This window comes from Limnohabitans sp. 2KL-51 (assembly GCF_003063645.1).
GTDB lineage: Bacteria > Pseudomonadota > Gammaproteobacteria > Burkholderiales > Burkholderiaceae_C > Limnohabitans_A.
Genome location: NZ_NESJ01000003.1, coordinates 178,878 through 192,729 on the forward strand (window position 1 = coordinate 178,878; position 13,852 = coordinate 192,729).

14 protein-coding genes are annotated in these 13,852 nt (G+C 61.6%); 9 read left to right on the plus strand and 5 right to left on the minus strand.

Annotation, left to right across the window (positions count from 1 at the left end):
• On the minus strand, positions 1-939 hold the full coding sequence (locus tag B9Z49_RS03960) for a LysR family transcriptional regulator (RefSeq protein WP_108352131.1): 939 nt from the start codon (positions 937-939) through the stop codon (positions 1-3).
• A gap of 131 nt (positions 940-1,070) precedes the next feature.
• On the opposite strand from B9Z49_RS03960, the gene B9Z49_RS03965 reads away from it, so the two are divergent.
• A complete protein-coding gene (locus tag B9Z49_RS03965; RefSeq protein ID WP_108352132.1) occupies positions 1,071-2,051 on the plus strand; it encodes a tripartite tricarboxylate transporter substrate binding protein in 981 nt (326 codons plus the stop codon).
• Complete coding sequence (locus B9Z49_RS03970; RefSeq protein WP_108352133.1) at positions 2,052-3,668, plus strand: GMC family oxidoreductase; 1,617 nt, start codon at positions 2,052-2,054, stop codon at positions 3,666-3,668. It begins immediately after the preceding gene.
• Here the strand turns inward: B9Z49_RS03970 and B9Z49_RS03975 are convergent.
• Positions 3,665-4,237, minus strand: coding sequence for a MarR family winged helix-turn-helix transcriptional regulator (locus tag B9Z49_RS03975; protein ID WP_158273417.1), 573 nt, complete (start codon positions 4,235-4,237; stop codon positions 3,665-3,667). The two genes, B9Z49_RS03970 and B9Z49_RS03975, sit on opposite strands and share 4 nt — an antisense overlap.
• An 80-nt stretch (positions 4,238-4,317) precedes the next feature.
• Between B9Z49_RS03975 and B9Z49_RS03980 the strand changes: the two genes are divergently transcribed.
• From B9Z49_RS03980 to B9Z49_RS04000, 5 genes are read left to right on the plus strand one after another with little or no spacing between them, the layout of a single operon-like run.
• Entirely contained in the window at positions 4,318-5,679 is a 1,362-nt protein-coding gene (locus B9Z49_RS03980; protein ID WP_108352134.1) for an aminotransferase class III-fold pyridoxal phosphate-dependent enzyme, read from the plus strand.
• Positions 5,680-5,710: 31 nt separating this feature from the next.
• On the plus strand, positions 5,711-6,667 hold the full coding sequence (locus B9Z49_RS03985) for a tripartite tricarboxylate transporter substrate binding protein (RefSeq protein WP_158273418.1): 957 nt from the start codon (positions 5,711-5,713) through the stop codon (positions 6,665-6,667).
• A 2-nt stretch (positions 6,668-6,669) separates the two neighbouring features.
• Positions 6,670-7,158: a tripartite tricarboxylate transporter TctB family protein gene (locus B9Z49_RS03990; RefSeq protein ID WP_158273419.1), complete on the plus strand. Its 489-nt coding sequence runs from the start codon at positions 6,670-6,672 to the stop codon at positions 7,156-7,158.
• A 2-nt stretch (positions 7,159-7,160) separates the two neighbouring features.
• A complete protein-coding gene (locus B9Z49_RS03995; protein WP_108352137.1) occupies positions 7,161-8,654 on the plus strand; it encodes a tripartite tricarboxylate transporter permease in 1,494 nt (497 codons plus the stop codon).
• A gap of 6 nt (positions 8,655-8,660) precedes the next feature.
• Positions 8,661-9,785, plus strand: coding sequence for a class II histone deacetylase (locus B9Z49_RS04000; RefSeq protein WP_108352138.1), 1,125 nt, complete (start codon positions 8,661-8,663; stop codon positions 9,783-9,785).
• Between the two features lie 50 nt (positions 9,786-9,835).
• On the opposite strand, the gene pmbA is transcribed toward B9Z49_RS04000, so the two are convergent.
• Positions 9,836-11,338 carry a metalloprotease PmbA gene (gene pmbA, locus B9Z49_RS04005; protein WP_108352139.1) on the minus strand — a complete coding sequence of 501 codons (1,503 nt, stop codon included), beginning with the start codon at positions 11,336-11,338 and terminating at the stop codon, positions 9,836-9,838.
• A 22-nt stretch (positions 11,339-11,360) separates the two neighbouring features.
• On the opposite strand from pmbA, the gene yjgA reads away from it, so the two are divergent.
• A complete protein-coding gene (gene yjgA, locus B9Z49_RS04010) occupies positions 11,361-12,020 on the plus strand; it encodes a ribosome biogenesis factor YjgA (protein ID WP_108352140.1) in 660 nt (219 codons plus the stop codon).
• Positions 12,013-12,609 carry a molybdopterin adenylyltransferase gene (mog, locus tag B9Z49_RS04015; RefSeq protein ID WP_108352141.1) on the plus strand — a complete coding sequence of 199 codons (597 nt, stop codon included), beginning with the start codon at positions 12,013-12,015 and terminating at the stop codon, positions 12,607-12,609. The genes yjgA and mog overlap by 8 nt, the downstream gene beginning before the upstream one ends.
• 25 nt (positions 12,610-12,634) lie before the next feature.
• Here mog and ispF read toward each other — a convergent pair whose 3' ends face one another.
• Positions 12,635-13,117, minus strand: a complete 483-nt coding sequence (ispF, locus tag B9Z49_RS04020; RefSeq protein ID WP_108352142.1) for a 2-C-methyl-D-erythritol 2,4-cyclodiphosphate synthase — start codon at positions 13,115-13,117, stop codon at positions 12,635-12,637.
• A complete protein-coding gene (gene ispD, locus B9Z49_RS04025) occupies positions 13,114-13,839 on the minus strand; it encodes a 2-C-methyl-D-erythritol 4-phosphate cytidylyltransferase (protein ID WP_108352143.1) in 726 nt (241 codons plus the stop codon). The genes ispF and ispD overlap by 4 nt, the downstream gene beginning before the upstream one ends.
• Between the last annotated feature and the right edge of the window lie 13 nt (positions 13,840-13,852).

Genomic DNA, 13,852 nt, shown 5'->3' on the forward strand with positions numbered 1-13,852 from the left:
TCAGGCGGCCAGGCTCTGGGCACTGTCTCTCAGGCAGCCCATGAAGATGCTTTGTTGCGTTTTCAGTCGCTCCTCGCGCAACCGAAAACAGCACATCGGCCCACTGAGCAGTTCTGCGGGTGCACGCAGTGCTTGCACCTGCGCAGTGACTTGAAACTGCTTGGCCTGCTGATGGGCAATGGCCCACAGCATCGGGGTTTGACCGATCAGACTGAGGGCAAGCAAGGATGAGTCGGTTTGCACATCCGGTCCCTGCCTCGAGCGATCGCCGTTGCGGTGGACCGACAGCATGCGGTCAATTTTGGGACGCAATGGGGTCTGGGGCGGCGGCAGCACCCAGGCCTCTTGCGCCAGATCTGTCCACGTGATCTTCTTTTTTTTGTGAAGGCGGTGACCCGCTCCTGCGAGGATGGTGCTGTGCTCCTCGTATAAGGGCGTGACCTCAACCAGGTTTAAATCGACACGCAGCTCTGCGTGCGCCAGCATGAGGTCAAGGCGGCCATCCAGCAACTGCTCATAGAGCACTTCCAGTGACTGCATCTGGGTGATGAGCAGCACCTCTGGCAAGATCTCACGCGAACGAGCCATGGCCCGCGCCAAGACCTCCGGCGAAAACGCAGACAGCACGCCTACACGCATCTCAGCGCTGACACCACCGGACAAGCCCAGCAAGTCCTCCTCGGCCAGATCGATCTCGGCCAACACGCGGTGGGCGTGCTGAATGAGGCTCAAACCCGCCACAGTGGGCACCATGCGTTTGGTGGTGCGCTGAAACAAAATCACCTGCAACTGGTCCTCCAGCTGGGCAAGCGCCCTGGAGGCAGCCGGTTGGGTGGAGTGCAGGATATCGGCACACCGACTCAGGTTGAGCTCGCGTCCCAGAACGCTCACCAAGCGCAATTGCTTGAGCGTCAGCACCCTTTGTAAATTCAAAGCCATGATCAATCATACCCATTCAGGTATGAATTCAGCAGCATTATTCATTTGTCATGACACAAGGTACTTTGAATAATGGCCAGCAGTCCAACACTTTTTGACCTCAATCTACACAATCCAGGAGACCATTCACCATGCCAACCCTTACGGTTTCTCGACGCGCGACCCACACTTTTTTGGCCAGCCTGATGCTGACGATGGCCTCTGCCGCCATGGCACAAAACTACCCGAGCAAAGCCATCCGCATGGTCGTGCCCTGGCCCCCCGGTACGCCTGCCGATGTGTCCGGCCGCATGGTGGCTGAAAAAATGAGCACCGCTTTGGGCCAACCCATCGTGGTGGACAACAAGCCCGGTGCAGCAGGCACCATTGGCATGGCCGATGCGCTGCGCCAGCCTGCTGACGGTCATACCCTGTTTCTGCTGTCCTCGGCTTCACTAGTGGCACCGCTGCTGTTTCCAACGCAGTCCATTCAGTTCAGCCAACTCGAGCCCGTGGGCCACATGGCCTGGAGTTACAACGTGCTGGTCACGCCAGTGACCAGTGCCCTGAAAGGCCCTGCAGACATTGTGCAAACGGCCAAAGCCAAACCGGGCACCTTGAGTTTCGCATCCGGTGGCAACGGCACACCCGCCCATCTGGCTGGCGAACTGTTCAAGCAACAAACCGGCACTGTGACCACCCATGTGCCTTACAACCAATTTGGCATGGCCATTGGGGACCTGATCGCCGACCGCACCAACTTCATGTTTTTGACGGCCTCGGCCGCCATCCCGCAAATTCAAGGCGGCAAACTCAAGGCCATGGCCGTAACAGGGGCCAAACGCTTGCCTGCCCTGAAAGAGGTGCCCACCATGGCCGAGCAAGGCTTTGCTGACTTCGTGTTGCGCTCCTTCGACGGGATGATGGTCAAGGCAGGCACCCCCAAGGAAGTGGTCGAGCGCCTGAACACCGAACTGAACAAAGTCTTGAATCTGCCCGATGTTCGCGAACGCCTGGGGGCCTTGGCACTGGAGACCGAGCCCATGAGCGGCGGCCAGTTTGGTGCCGTCATTGCCGCTGAAACCGAAAAGTGGCAACGCATCGGACGCGCTGCCCTGATCAAGGCCGATTGAATGAGCACCACGGTCACCTCGTGCGACATCGTCATTGTTGGGGCAGGCTCGGCTGGCTGCACCCTGGCTGCCCGGCTGAGCGAAGACCCAAACCTGCAGGTCACTTTGATCGAAGCCGGCACGCCCTCCAAATACCGATGGCTGAACATTCCCATCGGCTACTTCAAAACCGTTGGCAACCCGGCTCATGATTGGCAATTTGAAACAGAACCCGAGGCGGGCATGGCCGATCGGCGCTTGCCCTGGCCCAGGGGCAAGGGCACGGGAGGCTCCAGCCTGATCAACGGCATGCTGTATTTGCGCGGTCACCAACAGGACTACGACCGTTGGCAAGCCCTGGGCAACCCAGGCTGGTCCTGGGCCGATGTGTTGCCCTATTTCCAGCGCGCCATGAACACCGACCGCCCCCATCCCGGTGATGGCCAAGGGGGGCCTTTATGGGTTTCTGAGGTGCCCCATGATCCGCTGTCCGATGCGTTTGTTGCAGCCGCTGCGCAATGCGGCATTGCACGGACAGGCGACTTCAATGGTGGTGACAACTCGGGTGCCGGATACTTTCGCATGAACACACGCCACGGCCAACGCATGAGCACCGAGCGGGCCTATTTACGGCTCGCCATGCAACGCCCCAACTTGCAGGTCATCAGTGGCGCGCAGGTCACCCGCATCCTGATGCAGGGCACACGAGCACAAGGCGTGAGCTGGCTGCAAAACGGGTACAGCCACAGCCTGCACGCCCGGCATGAAGTGGTGCTTTGCGCAGGCGCCATCCAGTCACCGCAACTCTTGCAGCTGTCCGGCATTGGCCCAAGCGCCTTGCTGGGCAAGCACCAAATTGCGCCGGTCGTTGATTTGCCAGGCGTGGGCGAAAACCTGCAAGACCACTTGCAAGTGCGCCCGTCCTTTCGCTGCCAAGGGGTGGAGACCCTGAACGATGTGGCCAACAGCCGTTGGCGCAGTGCACGCGACTTTTTGCGTTACCAACTCACCCGTTCTGGGTCTCTGGCCACCGGGGTTTACCGGGCTGGTGCGTTTTTGTCAGTGGACAATGCCCAGCAGCCCCACTGGCCCAATGTGCAGATCCATTTCGGCCTGGTCAGCTTTGACCGCCCCCACCAACCGCCTCACCCTTTTCCGGGCATCACCTTGTCGGCCTGCATTTTGCGGCCCGAAAGCCGAGGGCGTATTCAGATTCGCAGCGCTGACCCCCTGGCCGCTCCCGAGATCCAGGCCAATTATCTGAGCGCTGAAAACGACCAACGCCTGGCCGTGCAGATGGTGCGCAAAATGCGCGAAATCGCCAGCCAGTCACCGCTGTCCGACATCATTGTGCAAGAGCACGAACCCGGTGCCGCAACCCAAAGTGATGCCGATCTGCTCGATTGGGTGCGCCGCCGCGCGGGCAGCATTTTTCACCCGGTGGGCTCTTGCGCCATGGGCCCGGCGAGCGACCCGATGGCGGTTGTCGATGCCCGGCTGCGGGTGCATGGTGTGCAAGGTCTGCGTGTGGTGGATGGCGCGGTCATGCCGCGCATCGTGTCAGGCAACACCAACGCGCCCATCATCATGCTGGCCGAAAAAGCCGCTGACCTGATCCGCGCGGACCTGCGGGCTTAATCGACCAGGGGCGTTGATTTCCAATGGGCGCGGCTGCCACCCAGCCTGCGTCCGGTGGCACCTTCGGGCTTGTGTCTTTGCGCTACGGCCAATGCGCGCGCGCGCAGGCTGTGCATGGCCCGGGCCAGCGCTGCACGCTCGTCGGTGCTCAGGTCTTGCATGACCTCGTTGTGCACCTGAACCACGCGGGGAAAGATTTGCCGGTACAACTGCATGCCGGCCTCCGTCAGTTGAACCCTCGCCTTGCGACCGTCCCCGGGAACGGGCTGGCGGTCCACCAAACCCTTGACCATCAGGCCGCGCAAGGTTTTGGAGGCTTGCGATCGGTCCACCGTGGTGCGGGCTGCCAAGTCCGAAGGTGACATGCCCCCGAGTTCGGCCAACATCGCCACAAACTGCCACTCCTCGCGGGTGATGCCGTACTCGTTTTCGCAGATGCGGGTCACCAATGAACCGCTGATGCCCAGGAACTCGTGCAGCTGAAAATTGAGCAGATCGAAGATCGACTGCGGATTTTCAAACTGGGGCAGCGGATCGGGGGCCGCCAGGGATGACTTGGGAAAACCCATGGTTTCAACAACCTGTCTACGGGAAAGACCTGAGGATAATGGATTTTTTCCATTACCCCCTTCATGCCTATGCTTGAAGCATGAATCCAAACAGCATCGACATCCGCAGCGCCAACGCGCAGCACATGTACCACCCCATGATCGACCCCAAGGCGGTGCAGGCATCCCCACCATTGATCATTGACCGGGGCGAAGGCGTCTATGTTTACGACATTGACGGCAAGCGCTACCTGGATACGGTGGCCTCGTTGTGGAACGTGAACGTGGGGCACAACCGCCCCGAGGTCATCAACGCCATCAAGGCGCAGCTGGACAAGCTGGCTTACTACTCCACTTTTCAAAACACCTCAAACCCGCCCGCCATCGAACTGTCGGCCCGGCTGATGCGCATGTTCGCACCAGAAAAAATGAACAAGGTGTTCTTTTCCTCCGGTGGCTCAGACGCGGTGGAAACCGCGCTCAAATTGGCGCGCCAATACTGGAAGCTGAACGGCCAGCCCGATCGTCACCAGTTCATCTCGCTCAAATGGGGCTACCACGGGGTGCATTTTGGTGGCGCGTCCATCAACGGCAACCCGATGTTCCGCAGCGCCTACGAACCCCTGCTGCCGGGCTGCCACCTGGCCGAAACGCCCTACACCTACCGCAACCCGTGGAACGAAACCGACCCGGCAAAGCTGGCCCAGCTGTGCCTGGACCAGTTGGCCCAGCTGATCGAGCAAATTGGGGCGCACCACATCGCCGCCCTGGTGGCCGAGCCCGTGCAAGGCGCAGGCGGCGTGATCGTGCCGCACGAGAGCTACTGGCCGGGCCTGCGGCAACTGCTCGACCAGCATGGCATTTTGCTCATCAGCGATGAAATCGTGACCGGCTTTGGCCGCATTGGCGCCATGTGTGGTGCGCGCGCCTGGGGCGTGGCCTCCGACATCATGGCCATGGCCAAGGGCATCAATTCGGGCTATGTGCCCTTGGGGGCCACGCTCATCAACGAACGCGTGGCCAGCGCCTGGAACCAGCCCGGCGTGCCCGCTGCGCTGATGCACGGCTACACTTATTCGGGCCATGCCCTGGCCTGCGCTGCGGCCAACGCCAACCTGGACATCGTGGCCAGCGAAGACCTGCCCGGCAACGCCAGCCGCGTAGGGGCCTACATGCAAGACAAGTTGCAGGAGCTGATGGCCTACGCCCATGTGGGCGAAGTGCGCGGCAAAGGCATGATGGCCGCCGTTGAACTGGTGACCGACAAAGCCAGCAAGGCCATGCTCATGCCGCCCTCGCCTTACATCCAGAAGTTGGTGGGCACGGCCCGCCAAGCGGGTGCCATCATCCGCGTGCAAGGCAACCGGCTGATCCTGTCGCCGCCCCTGGTCTTTACGCGCCAGGATGTTGACGAAAGCCTGCGCATCTTGCACATCGCGTTCTCTGCCGCAGAAAAAGTTTGATTTCACTTCCCCCCACCCTCAGGAGACTCACATGAACCACCGCATCCGTTTGATCGCCCTGGCCGCATTGGCCACCGCCGCTGCCCTGCCCGCCATGGCGCAAGACAAATGGCCCAGCAAGCCCATCGAGATCATCTACCCCTACCCACCGGGTAACGACATGGACGTGGTGACCCGCCTGGTCGCAGAAGGCATGAGCAAACGCCTGGGCGTACCGGTGCAGGTGATCAACAAGCCCGGCGGCGGCGGCGTGGTGGGCTTTGCCGAGATGCTCCGCGCCAAACCCGATGGCTACACCATCGGCACCTGGACGCCTGGCCCTGGCATTTCGCAAATCATCGCCGGCAATACACCCTACAAAATCAGCGACTACCAGTCGGTGGGAGCCATGCTGATCAACGACTTCGTGCTGGCTGCGCGTGGCGACATTCCGGCCACCAACCTCAAGGAATTCGCAGCCTGGGCGAAGAAAAGCGGCAAGCCCGTGGTGATTGGCAGCTATGCCCCAGCTGCCGTGCCAGCGCTGATCGCAGCCAGGATTGCCAAGAAAGACGGCTGGGCCTACAAGGTCGTGTCCTTTCCCAACCCCAGCGCCAAGGAACTGATCGCGGGCGATGCCGACCTGACCACTTCAGGTGCTGATGGCGCCATCTCTTTCGCCAAGGTTGGGCAAGTCAAGATCCTGTCGACCTGGCGCCCTCAGCGCAACCCCGCGTTCCCGAACACCGCAACACCTGCCGAAGAAGGCTATGGTGACCTGTACACCTGGGGCGGCATGGCAGCACCCGTGGGTGTGCCCAAGGACATCATCAACAAGCTCTCGAGCGTGATGATGGAAGCCATCAATGACAAAGCGGTGCAGGATCATTTCAAGAAAGCCGGTAGCCCGACCTTCACCATGACCGCTGACCAAATGAACAAGCGCGTGACTGACGACGCCAAATGGATTGGCGATCTGATGACCGAACTGGGCATGGCCAAGAAGTGACGATGAGACCTGAGTCAAGCCTTCGCGGATGGTCCTGGGACCGGGTGTTCTTGCTGGTGCTGGCCCTGCTGGCGGGGGGACTGGCGCTGGCCAGCCGAACACTCATCGTGCCTTATCCCCAAGCGGTGGCTTGGTTCGAATCGGCGGCATTTTTTCCGTTGCTGGCCCTGGGCCTGATGGCCCTGGCGGGTGTGGTGGAGGTCTTCCATCGCCGGCGCGCCCTCGAACTCAAGGACTCTGAAGAGCTCAACTCCAGCCAGGCCCGCATGGGCCTGGCCTGGGCCATGCTGGGCCTGTTTGGCCTGTACATGCTGGCCGTGCCCTGGCTGGGTTACCTGAGCAGCACTTTGCTCTTTCTGGTGGCCAGCAGTCGGGTGCTGGGCTTTTCCTGGCGCACCACCTGGGCGTTGAGCCTGCCCTTGTCGCTGGCCATGTGGTGGGTGTTTTTGAAACTTCTCAAAGTCCACTTCGGACACGGCTGGTTGATCTGAGCATGGAATTTTTTGAAAGCTTGTCGCAGGGTTTTGCGGCGCTAGGCACCTGGCCAATCGTGCTGTCCCTGTTGATGGGCTCGGCCCTGGGCATTGTGGTGGGCGTGCTGCCCGGTGTAGGGCCGGGTGTGACGATTGCCGTGCTGCTGCCCTTCACTTACGGCATGACACCGCTGGCGGGCATTTCCTTGCTGTTGGGGGTGTACTGCGGGGCCTTTTACGGCGGCGCGGTCACCTCCATCCTGATTCGTACACCGGGCGAAGCCTCGTCCATCATGACCATGTTTGATGGTTACCCCATGGCCAAGAACGGTCAAGCGCAAAGGGCTTTGTCATTGGCCTTCATGTCGGCTTTCATTGGCGGGATCGTGAGCGCCTTGCTGCTCGGCCTGGCGGCCCGACCGCTGGCGGGTTTTGCGGCCAAATTTGGTGCACCAGAAACCGTGATGGCCATCTTGCTGGCCAGCCTGTGTGTGGGTAAAGCCTATCACCGCCAGTTTGCCTCGGCCATGATGATGATGTGCCTGGGCTTTTTCCTGGCCACCGTGGGCATCGACCCCAACTCCAACGAACAGCGCTACACCCTGGGAATCCCCGCCTTGCTCAGCGGCATCCCGCTGGTGCCGGTGGCGGTGGGCATGTTCGGCATGGCGCAGGCTTTGGTCATGGTCAGCTCACCCGTGCCCAAGTTTGACTCGTCCCTGATTGGCCGTGCTGGCGTGTCTTGGCGGGCCTTTTTAGAGCCCTTCAAATACCCCAAAACTTTGGGCAAAGGCTTGTTTCTGGGCTCGGCCATTGGTGTCTTGCCCGCTGTGGGTGCGGCCCTGTCCACCTCGCTGGCTTACTTTTGGGCACAACGCGGTGCCAAAGACCCGACGCCCTTTGGCGAAGGCAACCCTGAGGGCATTGTGGCCGCCGAGAGTGCCAACAACTCCAACTCGGGCGGCGCCATGATCACGGTGCTGACACTGGGCATTCCGGGCGACGCCATCACCGCCATCATCATGGGCGTGTTTGTGGTGCACGGCATCGTGCCCGGCCCATCGCTGTTCATGGACCGCCCCGAAATCATCAACGGCGTGCTGTCGGCCTTGCTGGTCATCAACGTGGTCATCCTGATTTTGCTCGTGGTGTGCGTCAAACCCCTGGCCCGTCTGGCTTATGTGAACCCGCGCATCCTGGGCCTGGCCATTTTGGCGCTGTGCTTTGTGGGGGCCTATTCGGCAGCCAACTCCATGTATTTCGTGCTGATTGCCACGGTGTTCGGCGTCTTCGGACTGGTCTGTGCGCGGGCCAATATCCCGACCATTCCGCTGATTTTGGGCATGGTCATGGGCGACACGCTGGAGTCGACTTTGCGCCAGACGCTGGGCCGCAGCGACGGCTCCTTGATGCCCTTCATCGAACGCCCGATCTCGGCGAGCATCCTGGCCGTCATGGTTCTGATGTTGGTCTGGCCCTGGTTGTCCCGACTCGTCTCTTCCCGCAAAGCCTGACCCCTCATGTCCTCACCCACCGCTTACATCACCGATGAAATCTGCTTTTGGCATGACCCGGGCAACTACGCCCTGATGCTCAAGCCCGGTGGCTTTGTCGAGCCCTACAACCGCCACATCGAAAACGCCGACCCCAAGCGGCGTCTGCACAACCTGATCCAGCAATCGGGCCTGGTGCACGATCTGAAGGTCATCCCGGCACGCGACGCGCTGGTGCACGAACTCACCCGCCTGCACAGTGCCAGCTACGTGGCCAAGGTGGAGCAAATCGCCCTGGCCGGTGGTGGCGACACCGGCATTGGCGCACCCATCTCGTCCAACGGCTGGGCCGCCGCCCGCCGCTCGGCCGGTTGCGCGCTCACCGCCGTGGACGCTGTCATGCAGGGCCAGGCCCAGACCGCCTACGCCCTGACCCGACCGCCAGGCCACCATGCCGAACCCGAACAAGGCATGGGCTTTTGCGTGTTTGCCAATGCGGCGCTGGCCGCCGCCCACGCCATCGAGGTGCATGGGCTCAAGCGCGTGGCCATCGTGGACTGGGACGTGCATTTTGGCAACGGCACGCAAAAGTGTTTTGAGCAACGCAGCGATGTGCTGACGATTTCGGTGCACCAGCAAGCGGGCTATCTGTTCGTCAAGGGAGAGGCTGACGAACTGGGCCAAGGCGCGGGTGCGGGTTACAACATCAACATCCCCCTTCCCCCGGGATGTGGCTTCGGGGCTTATCGCGATTCATTTGAAAAAGTCATCCTCCCGGCTCTGGACGCCTACCAGCCCGAATTGATCATCGTGGCCTGCGGCTATGACGCCGGGCGCTTTGATCCCCTGGGCCGCATGATGCTCGACGGCGTGGCCTTTCGCTGGATGACCGATGTCGTGCTGGACATGGCCCGCAAGCACGCCCAAGGCCGCGTGGTCATGACGCACGAAGGCGGTTACTGCCCGGTCTCGGTGCCGTTTTGGGGCATGTCGGTGCTGGAACAGATGACCGGTTTGAAGACCGAAGTGGTCTGCCCCTTCACCGGGCAACACGACCAGATGCCCGCGCAGAAACTACAAAGCGAACAGGCCCGTCTGGTGCAGTCACTGGCCGGGTATTTTGAGGACATCCGGCAAAAACACTGGGCTTGAGCGGGCGTTCCGCTGTCGCCAAGCGGCCGGGCCTGTCTGCAGCCCAAGCCTCAGCTACCCGCCACTTTCATGCGGTTGACCAAGATGGAGCCGGTGGATTTGGCCCCCATGTTGTAGGTGTCAGCGCCCACGGCTTCGATGCCCATGAGCATGTCTTTGAGGTTGCCCGCGATGGTGATCTCGTGCACCGGGTAGGCGATCTGGCCGTTCTCGACCCAAAAACCACTGGCCCCGCGTGAGTAGTCACCCGTGACGTAGTTCACGCCTTGACCCATCAACTCCGTCACAAACAGGCCCGTGCCCAGCTTTTGGATCATGGTGTCCAGATCGTCGGTGGACTGCGTCAGACGCGAAGTCAACGCCAGGTTGTGCGAACCACCCGAGTTGCCGGTGGTCTTCATGCCCAGTTTGCGGGCCGAATAACTGGAGAGGAAGTAACCCTCCACCTGTCCGCCTTTGACCACTTTGCGGCGCACCGAGCGCACGCCTTCATCGTCAAAAGGTGAGCTGCCTTTGCCGCGCAGCACAAACGGGTCTTCTTCGATGTCGATGTGCTTGGGGAACACCTTTTTGCCCAACGAGTCCAGCAAAAAGCTGCTCTTGCGGTACAGCGCCCCGCCACTGACGGCCTGCACAAAACCACCCAACAAGCCCGCCGCTACTGGTGACTCGAACAACACGGGGCACTCAGTGGTGGCGATCTTTCGTGCCCCCAGGCGCGACAAGGCCCGTTCGGCGGCGTAGCGGCCCACGGCCTCAACCGAAGACAATTCATCGGCTGAGCGCATCGAGGTGTACCACGCGTCACGCTGCATTTCGGCGTTGCGCCCCGGCAGCTTGGCAATCGGTGCCACCGAAACACTGTGGCGCGAGCTGGCATAACCACCCCTGAAACCGTGGGTGTGGGCGCTGAAGAAATGGCTTTGTTGCGCCGACACAGCTGCGCCATCGCTGTTGGTGATGCGGCGGCTGGTTTTCAGCGCGGCAGCTTCGCATTGCAAGGCGATGCGGGCAGCTTCTTCGCTGTTGATGGACCAAGGGTGAAACAGGTCCAGGTCGCGGTGGTGGGTTTCGATGTCAGCCGCATCCGGCAAACCGGCCGTGGGGTCTTCGGCGGTGAAGCGGGCGATGTCGAAAGCGGCCTGCACGGTGCGCTCGATCGCGGCTTTGGAAAAATCCGAGGTGCTGGCATTGCCCCGGCGGTGGTCCACATACACCGTCACGCCCAGTGACTTGTCGCGGTTGCGCTCCACGTTTTCCAGCTCACCCTTACGCACGCTGACCGACAGCCCGCAGCCCTCAGAAGCTTCGGCACCGGCATTGGTGGCCCCGAGTTTTTTGGCATGGTGCAGGGCGATGTCGACCAGCCCTTCAAAATGGTCACGCGAGTAGCTGAAGCCGTCATGGGCGTGCGCATGTGCGGCGGTGTCAGGGGCAGTTTTTTTCACGGGGCTTTTCACAGAAATTTTCACGAAGAAGGTCTCGAAAAAAATGGCGGGCACCAGGCCCGCAGTGGCCGCTATGATACTTGCCACCCAGCCCCAGCGCTGCATCTGAAAACGAGTTCCCCCCTTCATGTCCCGTAAACCCACAAAAGGCTATTTCGTCCGCGGTCAGTTTGTTGCCGAAGGCAGCGAGTTGGACCTGGAGTTCAAGCGCGAACTCAAATTCGGACTGGAAGGCCCCAGCCGCACCGAACTCAAACGCGAAAGCACCGAACTGCAAGAACTGGGCACCCAACTGCTGACCCTGCGCCGCGACCTGATGGAGGGCCTGGCCCTGCCCGACAAACTCGTCGATGGCCTGGCCGAAGCCAAACGCATCACCAACTTTGAGGGAAAGCGCCGCCAGATGCAATTCATCGGCAAGCAAATGCGCCTGCTCAGCCCCGAAACTCTGCAAGCTGTGCGCGAAGCCCTCGACATTCAGCGCTTAGGCAGCGCCAAAGACACACAAGCCTTGCACCTGGCCGAAGCCTGGCGCGACCGCCTGATCGCCGACGATGCCGCCGTGGGCGAATGGATCGAACACCACCCACAAACCGACATCCAGCAGCTGCGCGCGCTGGTGCGCCAGGCCCGCAAGGACGCCGTGCCTGTGACGAATGCGGCCGTGTCGCAAGGCCTGGCCCCTCGCCAAGGCCGTGCTTACCGCGAGCTGTTCAAGCTGGTGCGCAGCGTGCTCACAGGCGGCGAAAGTGACAACACCCCCGACGAGGACTCCGAAGATGAGTGAATCCCATTTTGATCCGGTCAAAATCGGCATCGTGTCCATCAGCGACCGTGCCAGCACAGGCGTTTACGAAGACAAAGGACTGCCTGCGCTGCAAGAGTGGCTCACGAAAGCCCTGCACAACCCCATCAGCTTCGAGCCGCGCCTGATCCCCGACGAAAAAGACCGCATCAGCGCCACCTTGATCGAGTTGGTCGATGCCGGTTGCAGCCTGGTGCTGACCACCGGCGGCACCGGCCCCGCCCTGCGCGACGTGACCCCCGAGGCCACGCTGGCCGTGGCCGACAAGGAAATGCCCGGTTTTGGCGAGCAAATGCGACAAATCAGCTTGAAATTTGTGCCCACCGCCATTCTTTCGCGTCAGGTTGCGGTGATCCGGGGCCAAAGCCTGATCATCAACCTGCCCGGCCAGCCCAAATCGATTGCCGAGACACTCGAAGGCCTGAAAGACGCCAACGGCAAAGCCGTGGTGCACGGCATTTTTGCGGCCGTGCCTTATTGCGTGGACTTGATCGGCGGTCCTTACATGGAAACCAAGGGCGAGGTGTGTAAGGCGTTCAGGCCCAAAACCGCGATCCGCCCAGCCCGTTGAACACGGGCCCCGGCTCACAGCGCCATCAAGAAGGCTTGTGCAGCAAGGCCACGGCACGGGCCTCCATGCTTTGGCCCATGCCCACAGGCCCCAGCTTTTCCGCCGTTTTGGCCTTCACGTTCACCTGATCCAACGCCACACCCAAAGCCTGGGCCACGCCCGCGTTGATGGCCGCCATGTGCGGGGCCAGTTTGGGGGCCTGGGCCACAATGGTGCTGTCCACATTCACCAGCTCCCAGCCATGGGCACGCACGCGGCGCATGGCTTCTTGCAACAAAACTGAAGAATTTGCGCCCTTGAACTGCGCATCCGTGTCAGGAAAGTGCCGACCAATGTCGCCCAGGCCCGCTGCGCCCAGCACCGCATCGGTGATGGCATGCAGCAGCACATCGGCGTCTGAATGGCCCAGCAGGCCTGCGCTGTGGGCGATCTCCACCCCGCCCAAAATCAGCTTTCGTCCGGGCACCAGGGCGTGCACGTCCCAGCCTTCGCCGATGCGGATGTTCATGTTCTGCCTTTCAAAACCGCCTCGGCAAACGCAAAGTCGGCCGGGTAAGTGACTTTCAAATTTTGCGCCGAGCCGGGCACCAGACGCGGTGACAAGCCCAGGCGCTCCATGGCGCTCGACTCGTCGGTGATGCCCGCAAAACCTGTGGCCGCCGCGTCTGCCAAAGCGGCATGCAAAGCCCCCAGGCGGAACATCTGCGGGGTTTGGGCCAACCATTTGTCTTCGCGCGGCACGGTGCTGGCCACGCGGGCCGTACCGCCGTCCAGCGTGTGTGACTTCAAGGTGTCGGGCAGCGGCAAGGCCAGCAAGCCACCCACCGGGTCATCCCGGCAGGCCTCCACCAAGTCGGACACCGCCTCGGGCGTGATCAGGCAACGCGCTGCGTCGTGCACCAGCACCCAATCATCGGCCGCAACACCCGCGTGCAACATGGCGCTCAGGCCATTGAACACGCTCTTGGCGCGGGTTGCGCCACCACAAGCCTCACGTCTGAAGTGCGCAGGCCACGCCTCTTGGGGCCAAGCAAAACTGTCGCCCGGCGACAGGATCACCCAGCCGCTGGCCAGTTGCGGCACGCGCGCAAGCGCCTGCAGGGTGTGCATGACCATGGGCTGGCCCGCCACAGTTTGGTACTGCTTGGGTTGTGCCGTGCCTGCGCGGCTGCCCGTGCCGGCGCAGGGCACCAGGGCATGGAAACGGGGGGTGTCTGGGGTGATCGACATGGTTTTGGATTGT

What these genes read in the sequence shown, in the direction of transcription:
- B9Z49_RS03960 (WP_108352131.1), bottom strand. Translation starts at nt 939, where the DNA reads ATGGCTTTGAATTTACAAAGGGTGCTGACGCTCAAGCAATTGCGCTTG.
- B9Z49_RS03965 (WP_108352132.1), top strand. Translation starts at nt 1,071, where the DNA reads ATGCCAACCCTTACGGTTTCTCGACGCGCGACCCACACTTTTTTGGCC.
- B9Z49_RS03970 (WP_108352133.1), top strand. Translation starts at nt 2,052, where the DNA reads ATGAGCACCACGGTCACCTCGTGCGACATCGTCATTGTTGGGGCAGGC.
- B9Z49_RS03975 (WP_158273417.1), bottom strand. Translation starts at nt 4,237, where the DNA reads ATGGGTTTTCCCAAGTCATCCCTGGCGGCCCCCGATCCGCTGCCCCAG.
- B9Z49_RS03980 (WP_108352134.1), top strand. Translation starts at nt 4,318, where the DNA reads ATGAATCCAAACAGCATCGACATCCGCAGCGCCAACGCGCAGCACATG.
- B9Z49_RS03985 (WP_158273418.1), top strand. Translation starts at nt 5,711, where the DNA reads ATGAACCACCGCATCCGTTTGATCGCCCTGGCCGCATTGGCCACCGCC.
- B9Z49_RS03990 (WP_158273419.1), top strand. Translation starts at nt 6,670, where the DNA reads ATGAGACCTGAGTCAAGCCTTCGCGGATGGTCCTGGGACCGGGTGTTC.
- B9Z49_RS03995 (WP_108352137.1), top strand. Translation starts at nt 7,161, where the DNA reads ATGGAATTTTTTGAAAGCTTGTCGCAGGGTTTTGCGGCGCTAGGCACC.
- B9Z49_RS04000 (WP_108352138.1), top strand. Translation starts at nt 8,661, where the DNA reads ATGTCCTCACCCACCGCTTACATCACCGATGAAATCTGCTTTTGGCAT.
- pmbA (WP_108352139.1), bottom strand. Translation starts at nt 11,338, where the DNA reads ATGCAGCGCTGGGGCTGGGTGGCAAGTATCATAGCGGCCACTGCGGGC.
- yjgA (WP_108352140.1), top strand. Translation starts at nt 11,361, where the DNA reads ATGTCCCGTAAACCCACAAAAGGCTATTTCGTCCGCGGTCAGTTTGTT.
- mog (WP_108352141.1), top strand. Translation starts at nt 12,013, where the DNA reads ATGAGTGAATCCCATTTTGATCCGGTCAAAATCGGCATCGTGTCCATC.
- ispF (WP_108352142.1), bottom strand. Translation starts at nt 13,117, where the DNA reads ATGAACATCCGCATCGGCGAAGGCTGGGACGTGCACGCCCTGGTGCCC.
- ispD (WP_108352143.1), bottom strand. Translation starts at nt 13,839, where the DNA reads ATGTCGATCACCCCAGACACCCCCCGTTTCCATGCCCTGGTGCCCTGC.